Source organism: Microcoleus sp. T3_B1, assembly GCF_036700445.1.
Taxonomy (GTDB): Bacteria; Cyanobacteriota; Cyanobacteriia; order Cyanobacteriales; family Microcoleaceae; genus Microcoleus.
This window is the reverse complement of sequence record NZ_JAUBOX010000025.1, coordinates 58063-75293: the sequence shown is the minus strand read 5'-3', so window position 1 is coordinate 75293 and position 17231 is coordinate 58063. Positions and strand designations below refer to the sequence as shown.

Genomic DNA, 17231 nt, shown 5'->3' with positions numbered 1-17231 from the left:
AGCATAGACCCGACTTCTTTAAGAAGTCGGGTATCAAATCTTAATCAAACGAATTTGAGATTAATCATCCACTCCTTCAATCGGTGCAAAACCCTGCCGCTGAATATTTTCGGTTATGGTGCGGGGTTCGAGGAATTGCAGCAAATAATCCGGGCCACCAGCTTTAGAACCAACTCCCGAAAGTTTGAATCCTCCGAAGGGTTGCCGCGATACCACAGCGCCGGTAATTCCGCGATTGATGTACAGGTTTCCGACTTCAAAATCGGATGCGGCTCGATCGATATGCGAAGGCGTGCGAGAATACAATCCGCCGGTTAAAGCAAAATTCGTGCCGTTAGCAATCGCAATCGCTTCGCTGAAATTATGAGCCCGAATCACCGACAAAACCGGGCCGAAAATTTCTTCTTGGGCGATAGTGGCTGTGGGCGATACTTCGGTAACAATGACTGGGCCGACAAAATAACCGGTTTCTGGTGCCGGCATTTCTAAAGCTATTTTAGCTTCGGCGCGACCTGTTTCGATGTATTCGCGGATGCGCGAATGGGCATTTGCATCGATCACAGGGCCGACTTGAGTGCCGGGATTTTCTGCAGGGCCGACATTGAGCGATCGCGTCGCTTCTACCAATCTTGCCACAAAATTATCGTACACCGATTCGACCACAATTACTCGCGAACAAGCGGAACATTTTTGGCCACTGTATCCAAATGCCGAATAAACTACGCCTGCAACTGCTTGGTCTAAATCCGCACTTTCATCGACAATAATTGCATTCTTGCCGCCCATTTCCGCAATTACTCGTTTCAGGTGTTTTTGTCCAGGCTGCAAAATCGCAGCATCGGCATAAATCCGACAGCCAACTTCCTGAGAACCCGTGAAAGTAATCATGTGAACGTCAGGATGTTTCACCATGTAAGCGCCCACCGTTGAACCTTTGCAAGGCACGTATTGAAATACGCCTTTGGGGATTCCGGCTTCTAGCAATATTTCAGCTATTTTCGCTGCAATTACTGAGGAAACTTCCGCAGGTTTGAGCAAAGTACAATTACCTGCAACCAGCGATGCAACTGTCATGCCGACGGGAATTGCGAGGGGGAAATTCCAAGGTGAAATGATTAAAGAAATGCCGCGCGGCTGATAGCTGTAGCGGTTAGTTTCTCCGGGAATATCGTAATTTTTCCCTTGTTCCAACCGTTCCATTTCATCGGCGTAGTAGCGACAAAAATCAATAGCTTCGGAGACTTCTGCATCGCATTCTCTGACTGGTTTGCCGACTTCAAACACCATCCAAGCTGATAGTTCGTGCCGCCGCTGTTCCATCAATTCTGCGGCTTTGCGGAGGACGCCGGCGCGCTGTCGGACGGGGGTTTTTCGCCAACTGGTGAAGGCTGCTTTTGCTGCTTCAAGGGCTTGTTTGGCCTGTTCTTCGGAAATCAATCCGATGGTGCCGACTACTTCTGTGGGATTGGAAGGGTTGAGTGAGTTAACTGTTGCTTCAGTATTTTGGTACTCGCCATTGATTAGCGGTAAATAGGTTTTACCTAAGTTGGCGCGCACTGATTTGATGGCTGTTTCTGCTTGTTGCCGCAATTTGGTATTGGCGTAGTCGGTATCGGCAACGTTGGGAAATACTTTGCTGTAAACTAGCTGGTCATTTCCACTAGCAACTGGTGCGGCTAACAATTGTTCGATCGGCATTTCTTCGGAACTTTGCCGGATGAAAGAACTGTTGGCGGTATTTTCCAGCAAACGGCGGATCAAATAAGCCATTCCCGGCAGCAAATCGCCGTAGGGGCAGTAGACTCGGACGCGATAACCCCGATCGACCAAAAGCTTAGCCAATTTGTCGCCCATGCCGTACAGCACTTGCATTTCAAAGCGGCGGCGCGGTATATTGAGAGTCTCGGCAATGGCGATCGCCCTCGCTTGCGATCGTACATTATGACTGCCAATAGCTGCATACAAATATTCGTGATTTTCTAACAGCAACTGCGTCATCTGCTCGAAATTGGCATCGGTAGCAACTTTGTCATTGTAGACCGGCTGCGGCCAATCTTTCTGCATGGCTTTGATAGTTTCCTGATCCCAGTAAGCACCTTTTACCAGCCGCACAGTTACCGGATTTCCGCGTTTTTTTGCCCAGGAAATCAGGTTTCGCAAATCTTGGGCACTGTCGCGCAAATATGCTTGCAATGTAATTCCAATATCCGTGCGACTGCGAAACTCTTCCTCTAACAATAAGTCTTTGAGAATTGTCAGAGTTAAACTTTTGTAAGCATACTGTTCCATGTCAAAATGAACAGCAGCGCCCAACTCCTTCGCGCGACGCAGTAAAATGCGAATTCTCTCGCTTACTTTCTCCTCACTACCTTTAGCATCCAAAGGGTCAAACTGAGAATAAAAAGCCGTTAACTTTACGGATACTTGCACTCGCGGCAGAGTTTCGCCGTCAGCTTTGTCAATTGCATCTACCTGCGGCCAATTCTTCGCTGCCTTCGCTAGTTCCTCCATCAATTCCAAATAGCGGTTAAGATAAATTTGCGCCTCAGTTTCAGTGATAACAGCTTCCCCCAAAAGGTCAACTGTAAAACCCATTTTATCTTTGCGAAGCCGCTCTAAAGTTTTAACTACCTGCTTGATATTTTCCCCAGAAATATACTTGTGCGCCAAAGTTTCCACCGCAGGCGCAACCGTCGTCGCAGCCAATTGTCCAGGAATCGACTCAGCGTTAGTAAAATTGAGCAATTTTTTCAAAGCTTCGGGCAATTCTACCTCTTGGGCCGTCAGGTATTCTTGCAAGTGGCGGGCAATTTCCGGCTTGCTGCGGAGTGCCGGCAAACAGTCGATGAATCGAAACAATTGCACCCGCAGTCCGGGGCTAGCCATCGCCCAATCCATTAATTTGTCGTCCCAGCGCATTTGGTCTTGCAGTTGACCGAAAAAAGATCGCTTTTTGTCTTGAGTTGCCTTCAGGATTTCTTTGGCAATTTCTTGGGTTTTTGCTTCGTAGATGTTTTCAGATACTTGTGCGATCATTGGTAATAAGTAATTGGTAATTTGTAATTAGCAACAGGGGGGGTTATGTATTTTGTAACTCCCCCCTGATACAATTATAGTTGCTATTTGACTTCAATTTTAACTTGGTAGTTTGCTTGGCGATCGCCTGAAATTTCAATAGTATAATCGCCGCTACTGGCTAGTTGACCTTGCCACTGACCTGTGCTATCAGCAGTACCTAAATTTTCACCGTTAGGAGCAATAATTGTGGCGCTAACTTGACCTTCTTGAACCTTTATTGTCATGCTTTGGCCGCTATTGCACTCCAGTAAGTAGCGCCTGGATATGTTGGCTCGCAAACTATTGCTCAGAGTAGTTCCCGTAGCACCAGCTTGAAAGTAAACTCGCTCGGTTACAGGGGTTTCAACCGCAGCGGGAGAAGGAGAAGGAGAAGGCAACGACAACGGCGACGGCGAGGGGGAAGCTTGTTGCGGAACGGCAGACAGAGAGGGGATTTGAGTGGGACGGGGCGACGGAGGGAATGTGGCAGGCTGTCCATTTCCAGGGGCTGGGGGAAGTCCGGGCCGACGGTTGACGGGCGCTGTTGTGACAGGCGAAGGGCTTTCGGGGAGGGGTACGTCAGCGGGTAGTTTGATTTGAAGGTTCGCTCTTTCCTGATACATTCTCCACGCTAGCAAACTGCCGAGACTAAGGACGGAACCGACTAAGATTCCGCTGAGAAAAACTGCTAAGATTTGCCACGAGCGAGCTGGTTTTGGTTCGGGGTGGGCAGTTGGAATTGTTGGAGGCGGGTAACTTGCAAGTTGTGTTGTTTCCGGCGCGATATCGGCTGCCACTGGAATTGTTTCGGCTTCGTCGATTGGCGCTGAAATATCTTCGGGGGCGGCAATTTCTGCGGGAGTTTCTGCTGATGCGGAAGTTGAATCGTTACTGGCAATTTCACTGCGATCGAAGTCATCGCTGGCAGGGGAAATTATTTCCGGTTGCTGAGTCAAAACTTGTTTTTTTTCCTGTTCGTCGCTCATGGGGCTAAATTTATTTTACAAAGACCGCTTTTAGACATTTTACGTTACTGGTGCGATCGCCTGCACTGAAATTATCTAGCAGAATGAAGAAGGCACGACACGGATTTTGACACGGATACACGGATTAATTATCTAGCGTCAGGCAAAAGTTAGAAGGAAGATTGTTCATCTGCATACAAACCTGCCATGATATTAGTCTATATCGTTCAACTTAATTACTGCTTCAATCTCGTCAGGAAATGCTTCAGCATAAGCCCAGGCATTTTTCAAGTCGCTAGCACTAAGATGCGGATAATCTTCTAAAAGTTGAGCATCAGTTGCACCTAATCGACGAGACTCTACCAATCCCCAAACAGAAATTCTAGTCCCTGCAATCCTGGCATTACCGCCGACTATACCGGGAGTTTTTTCAATTCCCTGCCAGGTGTGGGCTAAACTTTGAGCTAATATCTGTATTGCTTGAGCTTTCTCAGGCGGAGTCAGGGAAAGCAGTTGCGGTTCTAATTCTTTTAGTGTCATAGTTAATCAGGAGTTTGGCTGCTGGGAAGGTCGTATCTCTATTATAGCGATCGAGCTTTTTACTGGTAAAAATAAACCACCCGACAAAAAAATGGTACTTTTGTGGAACAGGCCGAAAAGCCTGTTCATAAAAATGGTACTTTTGTGGAACAGGCCGAAAAGCCTGTTCATAAAAATGGTGCAAGATATTATTTGTCACGCTCCTCTCTAATTAAAGCGGTACTATCTAGTATCATCCCCATATTCGCCGGACGAGACTCGCGACGACGGCTGATTTCTGCCAATATTTATGTTACAGAGTTTTTACCTTTTCCTGAGAGGGGTTTTGTCTCTGTTGACAACTCGGCTTCTAAAATGGCGATCGCAAACGCGGTAATCGAGAGGTTTTGAGCCGCGGCTAACTCTTGCAGCCTCGTATACAATTCCTCTGGTATATTTTCTATTTGTAGGGTAGCCATCTGTTAAACTCCTAGCATAGTTTTGCTAAATATTAGCATAGGGAGGCGGGTTTAGGAGGTATATTGAGATTTACTGTTGGGTGGGGGCGGGTTTACGAGATTGTTCGTTACAGGCGAGTATTGTTGGTGAACCCGCCCCTACAAATTCCTGATTCACGATTCCCGATTCCCGATTCCCCATTCCCGATTCCCACTTAGTAATTATTAGGCAAAGACTGCCAAAAAGGCCGCTCTTCTGGCTTCCTCACAGTATTCGTCGCCGACTGCACGTTTCCTTTCAATTCTTGATAATACCTATCATCCAGAAAACTAACGCTGACGCCAGCAGGAAGCAGGAGTTGGCGCAATCTTTCCTGAGTGTAATCTACACCGTCAATCATTGGCCCGCGCGGATTTGAAACTAACAACTTGCCGTTAACTGGCACCGAATTGACCATATTTGGCCACCAAGCATAACCGCTGTAGCCAAACATCGCCGGAACTTGAACAATTTGGTCGTCTCCGAGTAAAAACTCTCTTTTCAACTTCTCTATAATCGGATTAAGTTTCTGATTTTGCAAATAGAGATTGTGTTGAATTAAAGCGCGGTTTTTCAAGGCGGCGCTGACAGTTGTTTGAGTGCTCAAACCACGATTGATCGCCACATCGCCGTAACCTCTTCCCTCCAATTCTTCCAACAGCTTAACTCCGGCTTCGGGACTGGCGATCGCCATTACATATTGTCCGGGAGTTTGAGTGGGAATAAAATTGATAATTTCATCGACTTGGCGAGTCAAAAGCCAAGAAGTATCAATATCCACTGGCGGCCCTTGAATTCTTTGAGCTTGAATAAAATCAAGTACCTCTGGATTAAAACTAGCATTTCCCGAATTTCCGTAATAAACTCGACCCATTGGGTGTCCGGGAATCGGCGGCGTCACCTGCAAATTGCCGTATCCGTCAGACCACTGACTTACAGGGTCTTCAGAGCGACGAGTGCCAATTTTAAATACTTTCAAATTCCGGTCTTGAGGTGATTTAGCAGGCTGGTTTTTGTCTGGCTCGCTATTGCTTTTTATGGCTACATTAAACTGGCGTATTTCGGATTTTTCTGGGAGTTGAACGTATCCGTTTTTCTGGGTATCTTGCATCCAAGTGCGATCGCCCTGGAGAATTTTTACTTTAGCGCCCGTGGGTTCTACTGCTTGTTTTAGTTGCGAGATAAATTCGCTGTTTACCGCGCCTCTGTCGCTGACCTGAACTTCGGTTACTGGTGCTGTATTGGGCGCTATCATCCAAGGACTAACGCCCATTTGGATTGTTGTGGAGGCGATTTCTTGACCGTTGTTTTGGGCAGTTGCTTTGAGATTAACAGTGCCGTTCCAGTTGCGATCGGCAAATTGTTTTGCTTCGACGCCTAAAACAATATTGGTGCTGAAAACTAGAGGTTTAGCACCGGATATATCTACAGGTTGCCAGCCGTCGCCCGTCTTTTGGAAAACGCTGATGTGAGGGCTGGCAATGCTATCAGCCGTGATAAATAACTGAGAGGTTTTGAAGCTTTCAGACAGTGTTAAGTTAACTTGAGAAAGCATTGCTGCACGGCGGGGAGCACTAACTTTGGTTTGTTTCCAAGTCGGTATCTTGCCGCGATCGTTATTGCGATCGTTAAATAAAATTAGCGCGCCCTTGGACAAAGACCATTGTTCTTTTCCGGCGTCGTCTTGCTGGTTAATTTGGCCATCTCGGTTGGTATCTCCCGCAAAGAAAAAGTTCGGCGACGACGCGGCGGGTGTAACTGGGGTGGGGGTTGGTGTTACAGTTGATTCAGGAGTTGGTTGAGGAGTTGCTTGCTGATTTCTCTCTAACTCTTGTCTTGCAAGTTCTTGTCTGGCTAATTCTTGTCTGGCTAATTCTTGCCTTTCAAGTTCTTGTCTGGCTAACTCTTGCCTTTCAAGTTCTTGTCTGGCTAACTCTTGCCTTTCAAGTTCTTGTCTTTCAAGTTCTTTGCGGGCTAATTCTTGCTTTTCAAGTTCTTGTCTTTCAAGTTCTTTCCTGGCTAATTCTTGCTTTTCAAGTTCTTGTCGGGCTAACTCTTGCCTTTCAAATTCTTGCCTTTCCAGTTCTTTTCTGGCTAATTCTTGCCTTTCAAATTCTTGCCTTTCCAGTTCTTTTCTGGCTAATTCTTGCCTTTCAAGTTCTTTTCTGGCTAATTCTTGCTTTTCAAATTCTTGTCTTTCCAGTTCTTTTCTAGCCCGGTCTTTTTTCTCTTGCTCTTTTCTCTCTATTTCTCGACGAGCAAATTCTTTTTTCTCTTGCTCTTTGCGGGCTCGCTCTCTTATCTCTTCTTCCTCGGCTCTAATTTTCTCAACAGAACGTGCGACTTGCATTTCATAGGTAGCGACACTGAGGTTTCCTTGATATTCGATGGTTTTGTCGATCGCCCGATCGGCCAAAAAAGAATCGTGAGGAATGAGTCGCAGCGTATTGATAGCCAACTGCCACAGCCGCTGGGACTCTTCCCAAGTAGCAGAAGAAGGATTAGAATTGCGTCCAATTACTACTGCTTGGGCGGCTAATTTAGCAGCATCGTCCCAATTATATTTGGCTCTTTGTTCTATTTGAATCTGACTTTGAACGTTTTCGAGTTGCTGCGTCAGAGTTTCGGATTGCTGGCGGTGGATTGCTGATTTCCAAAGTTCACCAGGAAACGGGGCGCTGTCGGAAGTTTTGGCAAGGTTATCTAATTGTACTTTCAGGCGATCGCGCAATTTGTAGAGTTCGGAAAGGGATTGCGGAGTTTCGCCCTCTGACTGTCGCCCAGAGAGTGCGAGTTGGTAGTTTAGGGAAGGTTGAGCCACTGTTGTGGGGACTGCAACCCAAATAATACCGATGACGACACCGAAACCATTGATAATGGCGATCGCAATATATTTAACTAAGCGCATATAGTTTATCCTCAGACACGCCAATAATTTTACCTAATCTTGGGAGCAATGGGGGATTTAATTGTAAGATTTGTAGGATGGGTTTGGGCGATCGGCTTTTTTTCATGTCGAAGGACGGTTAACTCGAATCAATTTACCGTTCAAAGTCTCGATCGCCGAAATAGCATCATTAATTCGCGTCGCCAGCCTTTCAAAATTTGGGTCTTCCGTGCAAACAACAATACCACTATGGTCAGAGTTTTGAATGTGTAATCGCATGAAATGACGGCGATTGCGCGTTAAAACTGTTCGGGAATTGCTCGCAGCAAAAGCTAACACATCTTCGTCAGGAATTTGAAGATTTGCATTCCCTGCTTCCCTCGCTGTTAATACATCGTGACCCAAAGCCCGCAGTAATTCTACCACTGCTAGCGGGAAGTTTTCATCTGTGTAAAAACGTGCCAACTTTTAATAAACCTCGCTTTCTTCCATAACTTCATCGTTTTCTCTAATTGCCTGTTCAATTTCCTCTGGGTAAGCATCAGCATAAGCCCACGCATTTACCAAGTCAGCGGCGGTTAGATCTGGAAATGATTCTAGGATGATACCATCGGAAGCACCTAAACGTCGATCGCACACCAGTGACCAAACTGGTATGCGAGTATTGCCGATACAAGCATCGCCTCCGCACACACCGGGAGTTTTTTTAATGCCTAGAGAACCGTTGGTTAAAGTTTGAGTGAGGATGCTGATTAGTTTAGCTTTATCAACCGGATTTAAGGTTAAGACTTGAGTTTCTAATTCTTGTATAGTCATAAGTGCGATCGCTCGGATTTGATATTAGTTAGATTATAACGCTTTATCCACCTGTTGAACCTCTTCCAAGGTTAGCCGCAGCACCTCTGCAATTTGCTCGTCGCTCAAGCCAAACTGCCGTAACTTACCAATTGTTTCAATTTTTGCTTCATCTTTTGTCTGCTGAAAGTCAGGAGTTTTAGGCTGATTTTCATCTGGGGTAGCAGTGGGGCGATCGGAACAAACGTTGATATAGCCAATAATGTTGTTATTACCAAAACTACAATCCGAAATATTCAGATTGTCTTGCCGTTCTAGGACAGATTTAAGATTACCTTTATCAACAGGTTCATCAAAGGCATTAGATAACATTTGTAAAAGTTCGTAACCCACATCTTTAACGTGACCTTGTGTAAGACGATAAGTATCTGCAATCTCAGAATACTTTTGTTGTTTCAGTGTTCCCTCAATAATTCCACGCTGCAAGTCATTTAGACGTTTGCCTGTCTTGGCATAGACAACTTTATCTACAAATTGCAATACCTCGTGAATGTCCATCAGCATAGAGGTGAGAGAACTGGCAGTATTATACCCGACTTTATCCGTCTAGATCCGTCCATATCCGTCTAGATCCGACTTGTACATCAAAAGTTACAAAAGATCCGTCTTTTTCCGCTTTTCAGATTGTGAGAGAAAGTCTACTATATGGAAATTACAAAAAGTCCCTGCACTATTCAGTACCCAAGCAAGATGATTACTGCATTAGAGACGCAATGGCAAGAACTACTGAACTTGTTCCGTTTGTCAGATAGCTTAACAGAACAAGTTTTGATTCAGCGCATCGAGGCGATCGATCTTCCTGACAACCTTTGTCATGCACTAATATGCTCGATCGAGGGTGACAATAGAATATTAAATGAGTATTTATTAGAGTTACCAGTTACATATCAACAACCTGTTGCATGGATAGCTCCTGTAAAAATTAATAATAATCAGCGCTATGCGTGGATGATAGGTCGAATTTCATCCGAGGTTTCAGAAGTACGTCTTAAGTTTGATCTCGCAAGTGCTAGAGTACGTGATGACTCAATACTCATGTGCAGGAATGAGCCAAAGCCAGTTATGTTTATTGAGCCAATTGCAGTATCTGACTTTAGTGAATCAGTAGTGTCTCAGGGTGTTGAAAGTACCAACAAAGTTGATGATTTTGCTGTTTTGCAAGTTGCTTATAAAGACAGTAATGGAGATTTTAAAGACAGTAATGGAGATGCTGAAGCCTTCGATAGACGGTACGTTATCAATGCTGCTGTTATTGAACAGAATTTCAAGACTGCAATTACCAGAGCATCAAAAGTTATTTATGGATTGCGAGAAGCAGACAAGTCGCTCTTGGAAGAGCAAGTAAAACTATTTTCACTTGTGCACATGGAGGGACACAATCGAGGTCATTTTGCTGGTTGTTGGCCATTAGATAAATCCAAGAGTTGTCTACTTTATGAGGCTGTAGAGGAATTTCGTGCTTGTCTTAATGCTATCCGGTGGGCAGAACATCTTGACTTGACCGCTTATCAAGCAGATATATTCGCATTTAGTGTATTTGCGCTGAGATTTTTTGATTATGGATATAGAGCTTATGTAGATCCGATCAAAACCGATCAAAGTGTTCTGCGAATTTCCGTGGGATTAATGTTTTTTCAAACCCTTTATCAAGCTGGTGTATTTTGTATAGAACCCAACCAAAGAATACTTCATCAGTTTGAACTAACTAAGTTAAGACCAGCTTTAATTGCTGCGGCCCAAAAAATTAATCAACAAGAGTTGGAAGCACGAAGTCAAGGAACTGAGCGATTACGTGAAGTTGGTCGATATTGGTATCAACTTGCTTATCCAAATAGCAATCTTTCGCCAGAAGCGCAATCTATCTACACTCACTTGCGCGAAAGCTCAATAGCTTAATCAGATGGCGAAGTCAAAGTATTCATCAATCCAAATCATTTATTGGATTGGCGGATGTTAAAAAACAAAAAAGGAGTAAAAAATGAGTAATCAAAAGCAGGAAGAGCTAGACATGAATGAGTTGACTGAACTTACACCATTCGGTCTGGATGTTTACAAGACTCGTGGCAATTTTCCTAGCAGTAAGATTACGGACTGTGGTAAGGCTTTGCAGTCCGCAAAACCACTGCAACCTTCGCATAGCAAGGGGGATAAAGCCCAATCTATCTACACTCACTTGCGCGAAAGATCAATAGCTTAATCAGATGCCGAAGTCAAAGTATTCGTCAATCCAAGTCATTTATTGGATTGGCGGATGTTAAAAAACAAAAAAGGAGTAAAAAATGAGTAATCAAAAGCACGAAGATCTAGACATGAATGAGTTGACTGAACTTACACCATTCAGTCTGGATGTTTACAAGACTCGTGGCAATTTTCCTAGCACTAATGAAATCGTCGGTGGTTTGCGGTGGTCTGGTTTGGAGTCGGCAAAACCACTGCAACCTTGGAATAGTCAGGGAGATAATACGTTAAAATCGGAGGAAGCATCTGGTTCTGAGTCTTAATTGAGTCAAGAACACTAGATCGTCGAGGGAGAACTTCAATTTCTACTGGATACTGGAGTTCTCCCTTATATATTCAAAGCTAGTATTATGAAGTCAATACAACAGTTTACAGCAATTATTGAACAAGAAGGGGACGGATATGTATCCCTTTGCCCAGAACTTGATATTGCCAGCCAAGGTGACAATATAGAAGCAGCGCGACAAAATCTGATCGAGGCGCTGGAACTATTTTTTGAAACAGCCGATCCTTCTGAATTCAAAAATTGGCTGCATAGCGATCGCCCTTAACTACAACTTACGAAAATCATACACCGCTATTGTAGAAATTATTCGCAGGAACTACGCACTCAGACCAAATAAACCGGGTTTTTTAGAGAATCGGTCGCTGTGTACGAAGTATTTCGCAAAAAACCCGGTTTCTGACCGCGCACTCAGACCAAAGAAACCGGGTTTTTCAGGGAATTTGTGGCTGTATACGAAGTATTTTCGCAAAAAACCCGGTTTCTGCCTTCCCACGAGTCAGTCTTATATTCATTTAGTCGCTTTCTCCATAAATGGAAGTAAAAATCGTGAAATCGCCCTGTTATTTCTTAATTTTTATCCTTATGGGATTATCCTTAACAAGCTGCGAACAGGCGAAGTCATTTCAAGAAATAGATCGAAAATTTAAAAATAGTAATGCGATTGAACAACACAATTTTAACTTGCAAGCGGGCGAGCGATCTGTCGATCGAACTAACAACATCCAAGCAAGTCAGAAGAGTGGGAAGTTCGATAGAACTACCAACTCACCGGAAGAAAGTGCGATCGTGTTAGGAATTTTCGGGTTTTGTTTGATGTGTTATTTATTAGTTTGGAAGTTTCGCGGGAGGGAAGAAGCTAACAAGATGCTGAGAAGAATCAGAAGAAGAGTGAAGTGAGGATAGATACTTGCTAAACCTCATTTTTTCTTAGTGCGGTTGCGTTTTCTCGATTCAGCCGCCGTATTTTTGGCTTTTTTTTGTTTTTCTTTACTTGCTTTAGATTCATTGACAGCACTATCACTTATCGGTTGGCTGGAAAATCCCGATGTCTCGGAGTTTTTAGCTGCAAGTAGAGGAGCAATGCTAGCATTATATATCTCCTGAAATTGTGTTAGACCTTCCCTTGTACTTATATCAAACCCTGCTTGATGACCGAGAGTTACAAAGGATTTGGCAAATCCAAATTTAGAGGAATCTTCCATAATCTCCTTAAATTCCGGCTCGATATCCCGCAGGTATTTGATAATTGAAGTGGCATTTCGCAGTTTAAATTCTCGCTTCAAAAATTGCCAGAACGCCAATAATTCCGGGATAGCATTTTCACCTTCTTCCGGCGAAAGCAAACTCACTTTCCTGGGAAACAACTCTTCGACTACAGTTGCCACATCTTCCACTTTCATGCTAGGCAGCGTAAAACCTTCATAGCCGAAACCGTAATAAATGAACTGCGAGATCCAAAATCCAACGTCTGGATAAGTTTTACAGTATTCTTCTCCTTCGGGAGAATTGACAAATAGCTCGATTAGCGTTTCCTGATAATCTTCCAGGAGTGGTTCTGCTTCGTCATAATCTAGGTCATTGAGTTGGCGGATATTAAAAGGTTGATCTGACATAGTTGAAATTTTTTTAATTTAATTGACTTTAGCTCTAATGTTAGTACAATTTTGGCATTTCTATTAATTCTTTAGGATTTCATTATATTTAAAAAATCTCCGATCGCAGGTATATTTGACTAGCACCGATCGCCCGTGACTATTTAAACCAAGCTAGCATTGTATAGGGCGATCGCCCGTCTCCACCGAACAGCGAAAAATGTGATATAATCTCAAGTAAAACTATAATTGTTTGAGCTTGGCAGTCCGCCACTTCAAATTATGAAGTCAACACAACAGTTTACAGCAATTATTGAACGAGAAGGCGACGGATATGTATCCCTTTGCCCGGAACTCGATATTGCCAGCCAAGGTGACAATATAGAAGAAGCGCGACGAACGAAATCTGATCGAAGCGTTGGAACTATTTTTTGGGACAGCAGATCCTTCTGAAGTCAAAAATCGACTGCATAGCGATCGCCCTTAACTACAACTTACGAAATATTTTCATAATAACGTTGAATCTTATCTGCAAAAACCGGAACTTCTTCCCTCAACCTGACAAGTAATTCATCAACAGTCAGGGGTGGATTTTTCAAATCCTCAACTTGTTGGCTGACGACATTAGCCATCAAATCCGGTGCAACCTCATAAAGACGATTCAGAAAAACATCGGGGTGCATAGCCGTAATTCCCCAAGGGTTTAAAGACTCTCGTGGAAAATCTCTCAGGTTGGATGTAACAATAACTTCAGCTTTAGCAACTACCGCAGCCGCAGCGACATGACGATCGCCTGGATCGTTAGTCATCTGTTGAATCAAATTCTCTGGAACTTCAACCATTGCATTAGGAAAAGCTTCTTTAAGTGCAGCCTCAAAACGCGCCGCCCTCTCACTTTTCATCCTTCCAGTATTAACAAGATTGCGAGTTGCACCGTCTAAAATTTCTTGCGACCAATATAAATCATACAACCCAATCTCCGCAGCACGGAAGAGCGTATCACGCAAGTGCATAGGAAATATCACGCAGGAATCCAAAACTACAGGATAAGGAATCAACCTGCTAGCTGTATACTCTAGTCTCATGCAATTCCTCTTCTTGGCTAAACTCAGCTAATTCCTTGAGAATTTCACGGCGCTTAACACTACGCTGCTGTTTATAGGCGATCGCACTTGCCAAACTTATCCGCCGCTGGTTTCCTACTTTTCCATAGGCAATTTCCCCATCATCGAGCAATTTGACTACAAATTGTGGCGACACATTGAGCAAAGTCGCAGCTTCTTCAACAGTCATATCTTGCTCAATTAGCACTAAAGACACTGCTTTACCAGCCGCCATTAAATGTGCAGCTTGACACAACAATTGATAGAGAGATTCAGGAAGTGCGATCGCTTCCCCGCCAACTTCCACAAGTTTTACTTTGGATCTCTCAGTATCACCATTTTCTTTCTTGAGACATAGCATTTTATCCAATAATTGGATAGCTATTGTTTCTTCCTCAGTCGGTAAAACTGGATCTAGGAGTATTTTTTGCCGCTTCATGAAAATGTTTCCTGAATTCGTTTAATGCTATTATAGTATCAACTCAAGCTTGTAGCCAATGTGTTACACTCAGTATACACTCAAGACTCACAGGAAAAATGCTCGAAAATCATGCAATTAGAAGATTACTTTGAATTTTTAACACCAGAAGATATCCGCATCAAAGGAACCCGCGTCGGTATCGAACACATTCTCTACGAATACATCCACCGCGGCCAAACTCCAGAAGCCATAGCTCAAAAATTTCGGACAGTGACTATGGCTCAAGTTTATGCTACCATTCTCTACTATTTGGAAAATACAAAAACTGTAGGTAAATATGTAGGAGATTGGTTAGAATATTGCCTCAAATCTGAAGCTGAATACGATCGCAATCCATCACCCTTTGTCTTGAAAATGCGTCAAATTAAGGAACAAAAGAACATATCTACACAACGGGATAGAGTTCATTAATGACTGTTAAATACCTGTTAGACGAAAACATAGACCCTGAATATCGGGTGCAGCTTTTGTATCATCAATCCGATATCGTCGTTTTGATGGTTGGCGATGAAGGTGTTCCGCCTAAAGGAACGAAAGATCCAGAAATCTTGTGTTGGTGCGAGGAGAATAACTTTATCCTCGTTACTAATAACCGACGTTCAATGCCAGTTCATTTGTCAGATCATACAGCCCAAGGTCGCCACGTTTTAGGAATTCTCACAATCCGCTTGAATGCAGATATGGGCCAAGTGATTGACGAGTTAATTGAAATTGCGGGAGCATCTTTTGAAAATGAATATCAAGATAGGATTGAATTTATCCCACTGAGATAATTCGCAGGGCGGACAATATAGCAGTATCTTTTTATAAAATTCGGCGATTAAAATTGCTTCTTGTCACACGAATTCCCTCTCTAAGAGACTGAAAGAAAGAGAAGTATTAGCATCTATACAAACCCAAAACAAAAACCCGGTTTCTACAAGAAACCGGGTTTAATCATCAGCGTTAATCCGCCTTCATCAGCGGTTAAAAAATCCTACAACTGCTTCACCTCAGAAACCAATTTGGCAACCACATCCTTAGCGCTACCAAACAACATCATCGTCTTATCCTTGTAGAACAACTCATTATCTACACCGGAAAAACCAGCACTCATCCCGCGCTTAATCACGATCGTATGCTTAGCCTTATCAACCTCCAAAATCGGCATCCCATAAATCGGGCTCGCCGTATCGTGACGCGCCGCCGGATTCACTACATCGTTAGCCCCGATTACCAAAGCAACATCCGTTTCTTCAAACTGCGGATTGATATCGTCCATATCGTACAACTGCGGATAAGGCACGTTTGCTTCCGCCAGCAGCACATTCATGTGCCCCGGCATCCGCCCAGCCACCGGGTGAATTGCGTATTTCACGTCAACACCCATTTTTTCCAAACCGTCGGCTAACTCGCGCACAGCGTGCTGTGCTTGCGCTACAGCCATCCCGTAGCCGGGAATAATCACAACCGATCGCGCATAGCCTAACATCATCGCACTTTCTTCGAGATTGATACTGCGAACAGTTTTGTCGATCGCATCACCAGCAGCCCCAGCAGCCCCAGCACTACCGCCACCGCTACCAAACGCGCTAAACAGCACACTACCCAAGGATCGATTCATCGCCTTGCACATGATTTGCGTCAAAATAATCCCCGACGCGCCCACCAATGCACCAGCGATAATCAGCATATTGTTCATCAAAATGAACCCAGCCACACTCGCCGCAATCCCCGAATAAGAGTTAAGCAGCGACACCACCACCGGCATATCGCCGCCCCCAATCGGGAGCACAAACATGATTCCCAAAATATTGGAAATCGCCACCAAAGCCAGAAATACTGGCACATCCTCCGGGTTAAACAGCATATAACCGCTGCCGGCTAAAAGTGCGATCGCCAGCATGGCATTAAACGGCTGTTGCAGCGGAAACGTCATAGGCGCACCCGGTAGCAATTCTTGCAGTTTCGCAAACGCCACAAGGCTACCAGTGAAAGTAATTCCGCCAATCAACACACCCAAAAGGATCGTGATTGTCGCATCAGGCGTCGGCGATTGGGGGATGCTGAGATAGCGCCAGAATTCGCCCACAGCAACGAGTGCAGAAGCCGCGCCCCCGAAACCGTTAAGCAAACCCACCATCTGCGGCATATCCGTCATCGCGACGGTTTTTGCCATAATTGTTCCCAAAATCGAACCGATGATAATTCCGACAGCAATCAATTCGTAGCTGATGACTTGCTTTTCCAGCAAAGTACCGACGATCGCAATTAACATCCCGATCGCAGCTAACACATTCCCTTGACGCGCAGTTGCAGGGGAACCCAACTGTTTCAAACCGATAATAAACAAAGATGCGGCAACTAAATAACCTAGTTGAATGCCACTGGGCAGAAAATCGCTCACGCTTTAACCTCTTTTTTCTTGAACATTTGCAGCATTCGATCGGTTACTAAGAAACCGCCGACTACGTTAATTGTGGCCAGGGCGATCGCGATCGTCCCCAAAATCGAAGTAACAGTCACATTGCCTTGGCCAGAAATCAGAATTGCACCTAAAACGGCAATTCCAGAAATCGCATTCGATCCCGACATCAAAGGTGTGTGCAGCGTCGGCGGGACTTTATTAATTACTTCAAATCCCACAAACGACGCTAGAGTAAACACCACTAAACCTGCAATCAATCCTTCTGCCATAACAATTGGTAATTGGTAATTGGAAATAACTCGTTCCCGGTTGCGTCCGCCAGTCCGCCAGGGAATGAATTCCC

The 17231-nt window shown here is 44.3% G+C and carries 21 protein-coding genes; 8 read left to right on the top strand and 13 right to left on the bottom strand.

Features of this window, described 5'->3' with window-relative positions; genetic code table 11:
- Nucleotides 1-60: 60 nt before the first annotated feature.
- The 8 genes from pruA to QT990_RS15730 form a co-directional block, all read right to left on the bottom strand.
- Nucleotides 61-3036 carry an L-glutamate gamma-semialdehyde dehydrogenase gene (pruA, locus tag QT990_RS15765; RefSeq protein ID WP_333465456.1) on the bottom strand — a complete coding sequence of 992 codons (2976 nt, stop codon included), beginning with the start codon at nucleotides 3034-3036 and terminating at the stop codon, nucleotides 61-63.
- 83 nt (nucleotides 3037-3119) lie between these two features.
- Entirely contained in the window at nucleotides 3120-4043 is a 924-nt protein-coding gene (locus QT990_RS15760; RefSeq protein ID WP_333465455.1) for a hypothetical protein, read from the bottom strand.
- Nucleotides 4044-4235: 192 nt separating this feature from the next.
- A complete protein-coding gene (locus QT990_RS15755; RefSeq protein ID WP_333465454.1) occupies nucleotides 4236-4562 on the bottom strand; it encodes a DUF433 domain-containing protein in 327 nt (108 codons plus the stop codon).
- A gap of 287 nt (nucleotides 4563-4849) precedes the next feature.
- Nucleotides 4850-5020: a FitA-like ribbon-helix-helix domain-containing protein gene (locus QT990_RS15750; protein ID WP_333465453.1), complete on the bottom strand. Its 171-nt coding sequence runs from the start codon at nucleotides 5018-5020 to the stop codon at nucleotides 4850-4852.
- A gap of 194 nt (nucleotides 5021-5214) precedes the next feature.
- Nucleotides 5215-7947, bottom strand: coding sequence for a protein-arginine deiminase family protein (locus QT990_RS15745; RefSeq protein ID WP_333465452.1), 2733 nt, complete (start codon nucleotides 7945-7947; stop codon nucleotides 5215-5217).
- Nucleotides 7948-8049: 102 nt separating this feature from the next.
- Nucleotides 8050-8391: a DUF5615 family PIN-like protein gene (locus QT990_RS15740; RefSeq protein ID WP_333465451.1), complete on the bottom strand. Its 342-nt coding sequence runs from the start codon at nucleotides 8389-8391 to the stop codon at nucleotides 8050-8052.
- Between the two features lie 3 nt (nucleotides 8392-8394).
- Complete coding sequence (locus tag QT990_RS15735) at nucleotides 8395-8742, bottom strand: DUF433 domain-containing protein (RefSeq protein WP_333465450.1); 348 nt, start codon at nucleotides 8740-8742, stop codon at nucleotides 8395-8397.
- 33 nt (nucleotides 8743-8775) lie between these two features.
- On the bottom strand, nucleotides 8776-9279 hold the full coding sequence (locus tag QT990_RS15730) for a hypothetical protein (RefSeq protein WP_333465449.1): 504 nt from the start codon (nucleotides 9277-9279) through the stop codon (nucleotides 8776-8778).
- 147 nt (nucleotides 9280-9426) lie between these two features.
- Between QT990_RS15730 and QT990_RS15725 the strand changes: the two genes are divergently transcribed.
- The 5 genes from QT990_RS15725 to QT990_RS15705 all read left to right on the top strand — a co-directional run bounded on the left by QT990_RS15725 (nucleotide 9427) and on the right by QT990_RS15705 (nucleotide 12202).
- A complete protein-coding gene (locus QT990_RS15725; protein WP_333312809.1) occupies nucleotides 9427-10677 on the top strand; it encodes a hypothetical protein in 1251 nt (416 codons plus the stop codon).
- Nucleotides 10678-10759: 82 nt separating this feature from the next.
- Nucleotides 10760-10978: a hypothetical protein gene (locus QT990_RS15720; RefSeq protein ID WP_333465448.1), complete on the top strand. Its 219-nt coding sequence runs from the start codon at nucleotides 10760-10762 to the stop codon at nucleotides 10976-10978.
- An 82-nt stretch (nucleotides 10979-11060) separates the two neighbouring features.
- Nucleotides 11061-11282, top strand: a complete 222-nt coding sequence (locus QT990_RS15715) for a hypothetical protein (RefSeq protein WP_333312807.1) — start codon at nucleotides 11061-11063, stop codon at nucleotides 11280-11282.
- 87 nt (nucleotides 11283-11369) lie between these two features.
- Nucleotides 11370-11570 (top strand): type II toxin-antitoxin system HicB family antitoxin, encoded by a 201-nt coding sequence (locus QT990_RS15710; RefSeq protein WP_333312806.1) that lies wholly within the window; start codon nucleotides 11370-11372, stop codon nucleotides 11568-11570.
- A 317-nt stretch (nucleotides 11571-11887) separates the two neighbouring features.
- Nucleotides 11888-12202: a hypothetical protein gene (locus QT990_RS15705; RefSeq protein ID WP_333465447.1), complete on the top strand. Its 315-nt coding sequence runs from the start codon at nucleotides 11888-11890 to the stop codon at nucleotides 12200-12202.
- Nucleotides 12203-12222: 20 nt separating this feature from the next.
- On the opposite strand, the gene QT990_RS15700 is transcribed toward QT990_RS15705, so the two are convergent.
- The gene (locus QT990_RS15700; protein WP_333465446.1) at nucleotides 12223-12918 is read right to left on the bottom strand and encodes a hypothetical protein; all 696 of its coding nucleotides are present in this window, start codon (nucleotides 12916-12918) and stop codon (nucleotides 12223-12225) included.
- A gap of 261 nt (nucleotides 12919-13179) precedes the next feature.
- Here QT990_RS15700 and QT990_RS15695 point away from each other — a divergent pair, with 261 nt between their 5' ends.
- On the top strand, nucleotides 13180-13350 hold the full coding sequence (locus tag QT990_RS15695; RefSeq protein ID WP_333465445.1) for a hypothetical protein: 171 nt from the start codon (nucleotides 13180-13182) through the stop codon (nucleotides 13348-13350).
- A 41-nt stretch (nucleotides 13351-13391) separates the two neighbouring features.
- Here QT990_RS15695 and QT990_RS15690 read toward each other — a convergent pair whose 3' ends face one another.
- Both QT990_RS15690 and QT990_RS15685 read right to left on the bottom strand, forming a co-directional pair.
- Nucleotides 13392-13982 (bottom strand): PIN domain-containing protein, encoded by a 591-nt coding sequence (locus QT990_RS15690; RefSeq protein ID WP_333101705.1) that lies wholly within the window; start codon nucleotides 13980-13982, stop codon nucleotides 13392-13394.
- Nucleotides 13960-14439, bottom strand: coding sequence for a helix-turn-helix domain-containing protein (locus QT990_RS15685; protein ID WP_333138583.1), 480 nt, complete (start codon nucleotides 14437-14439; stop codon nucleotides 13960-13962). The genes QT990_RS15690 and QT990_RS15685 overlap by 23 nt, the downstream gene beginning before the upstream one ends.
- 111 nt (nucleotides 14440-14550) lie before the next feature.
- On the opposite strand from QT990_RS15685, the gene QT990_RS15680 reads away from it, so the two are divergent.
- Together QT990_RS15680 and QT990_RS15675 are read left to right on the top strand one after the other, a co-directional pair.
- Complete coding sequence (locus QT990_RS15680) at nucleotides 14551-14892, top strand: DUF433 domain-containing protein (protein WP_333138585.1); 342 nt, start codon at nucleotides 14551-14553, stop codon at nucleotides 14890-14892.
- Nucleotides 14892-15254: a DUF5615 family PIN-like protein gene (locus QT990_RS15675; RefSeq protein ID WP_332947362.1), complete on the top strand. Its 363-nt coding sequence runs from the start codon at nucleotides 14892-14894 to the stop codon at nucleotides 15252-15254. Before QT990_RS15680 ends, QT990_RS15675 begins: the two co-directional genes overlap by 1 nt.
- 203 nt (nucleotides 15255-15457) lie before the next feature.
- Here the strand turns inward: QT990_RS15675 and QT990_RS15670 are convergent, their stop codons facing one another.
- Both QT990_RS15670 and QT990_RS15665 read right to left on the bottom strand, forming a co-directional pair.
- Nucleotides 15458-16867, bottom strand: a complete 1410-nt coding sequence (locus tag QT990_RS15670; RefSeq protein WP_333138589.1) for an NAD(P)(+) transhydrogenase (Re/Si-specific) subunit beta — start codon at nucleotides 16865-16867, stop codon at nucleotides 15458-15460.
- Nucleotides 16864-17157: an NAD(P) transhydrogenase subunit alpha gene (locus tag QT990_RS15665; protein ID WP_006633295.1), complete on the bottom strand. Its 294-nt coding sequence runs from the start codon at nucleotides 17155-17157 to the stop codon at nucleotides 16864-16866. Before QT990_RS15665 ends, QT990_RS15670 begins: the two co-directional genes overlap by 4 nt.
- Nucleotides 17158-17231 lie beyond the last annotated feature (74 nt).

Excerpts from the sequence above, each read along its gene's own strand:
- pruA (WP_333465456.1), bottom strand. The coding sequence starts at position 3,036 with ATGATCGCACAAGTATCTGAAAACATCTACGAAGCAAAAACCCAAGAA.
- QT990_RS15760 (WP_333465455.1), bottom strand. The coding sequence starts at position 4,043 with ATGAGCGACGAACAGGAAAAAAAACAAGTTTTGACTCAGCAACCGGAA.
- QT990_RS15755 (WP_333465454.1), bottom strand. The coding sequence starts at position 4,562 with ATGACACTAAAAGAATTAGAACCGCAACTGCTTTCCCTGACTCCGCCT.
- QT990_RS15750 (WP_333465453.1), bottom strand. The coding sequence starts at position 5,020 with ATGGCTACCCTACAAATAGAAAATATACCAGAGGAATTGTATACGAGG.
- QT990_RS15745 (WP_333465452.1), bottom strand. The coding sequence starts at position 7,947 with ATGCGCTTAGTTAAATATATTGCGATCGCCATTATCAATGGTTTCGGT.
- QT990_RS15735 (WP_333465450.1), bottom strand. The coding sequence starts at position 8,742 with ATGACTATACAAGAATTAGAAACTCAAGTCTTAACCTTAAATCCGGTT.
- QT990_RS15730 (WP_333465449.1), bottom strand. The coding sequence starts at position 9,279 with ATGGACATTCACGAGGTATTGCAATTTGTAGATAAAGTTGTCTATGCC.
- QT990_RS15725 (WP_333312809.1), top strand. The coding sequence starts at position 9,427 with ATGGAAATTACAAAAAGTCCCTGCACTATTCAGTACCCAAGCAAGATG.
- QT990_RS15720 (WP_333465448.1), top strand. The coding sequence starts at position 10,760 with ATGAGTAATCAAAAGCAGGAAGAGCTAGACATGAATGAGTTGACTGAA.
- QT990_RS15715 (WP_333312807.1), top strand. The coding sequence starts at position 11,061 with ATGAGTAATCAAAAGCACGAAGATCTAGACATGAATGAGTTGACTGAA.
- QT990_RS15710 (WP_333312806.1), top strand. The coding sequence starts at position 11,370 with ATGAAGTCAATACAACAGTTTACAGCAATTATTGAACAAGAAGGGGAC.
- QT990_RS15705 (WP_333465447.1), top strand. The coding sequence starts at position 11,888 with ATGGGATTATCCTTAACAAGCTGCGAACAGGCGAAGTCATTTCAAGAA.
- QT990_RS15700 (WP_333465446.1), bottom strand. The coding sequence starts at position 12,918 with ATGTCAGATCAACCTTTTAATATCCGCCAACTCAATGACCTAGATTAT.
- QT990_RS15695 (WP_333465445.1), top strand. The coding sequence starts at position 13,180 with ATGAAGTCAACACAACAGTTTACAGCAATTATTGAACGAGAAGGCGAC.
- QT990_RS15690 (WP_333101705.1), bottom strand. The coding sequence starts at position 13,982 with ATGAGACTAGAGTATACAGCTAGCAGGTTGATTCCTTATCCTGTAGTT.
- QT990_RS15685 (WP_333138583.1), bottom strand. The coding sequence starts at position 14,439 with ATGAAGCGGCAAAAAATACTCCTAGATCCAGTTTTACCGACTGAGGAA.
- QT990_RS15680 (WP_333138585.1), top strand. The coding sequence starts at position 14,551 with ATGCAATTAGAAGATTACTTTGAATTTTTAACACCAGAAGATATCCGC.
- QT990_RS15675 (WP_332947362.1), top strand. The coding sequence starts at position 14,892 with ATGACTGTTAAATACCTGTTAGACGAAAACATAGACCCTGAATATCGG.
- QT990_RS15665 (WP_006633295.1), bottom strand. The coding sequence starts at position 17,157 with ATGGCAGAAGGATTGATTGCAGGTTTAGTGGTGTTTACTCTAGCGTCG.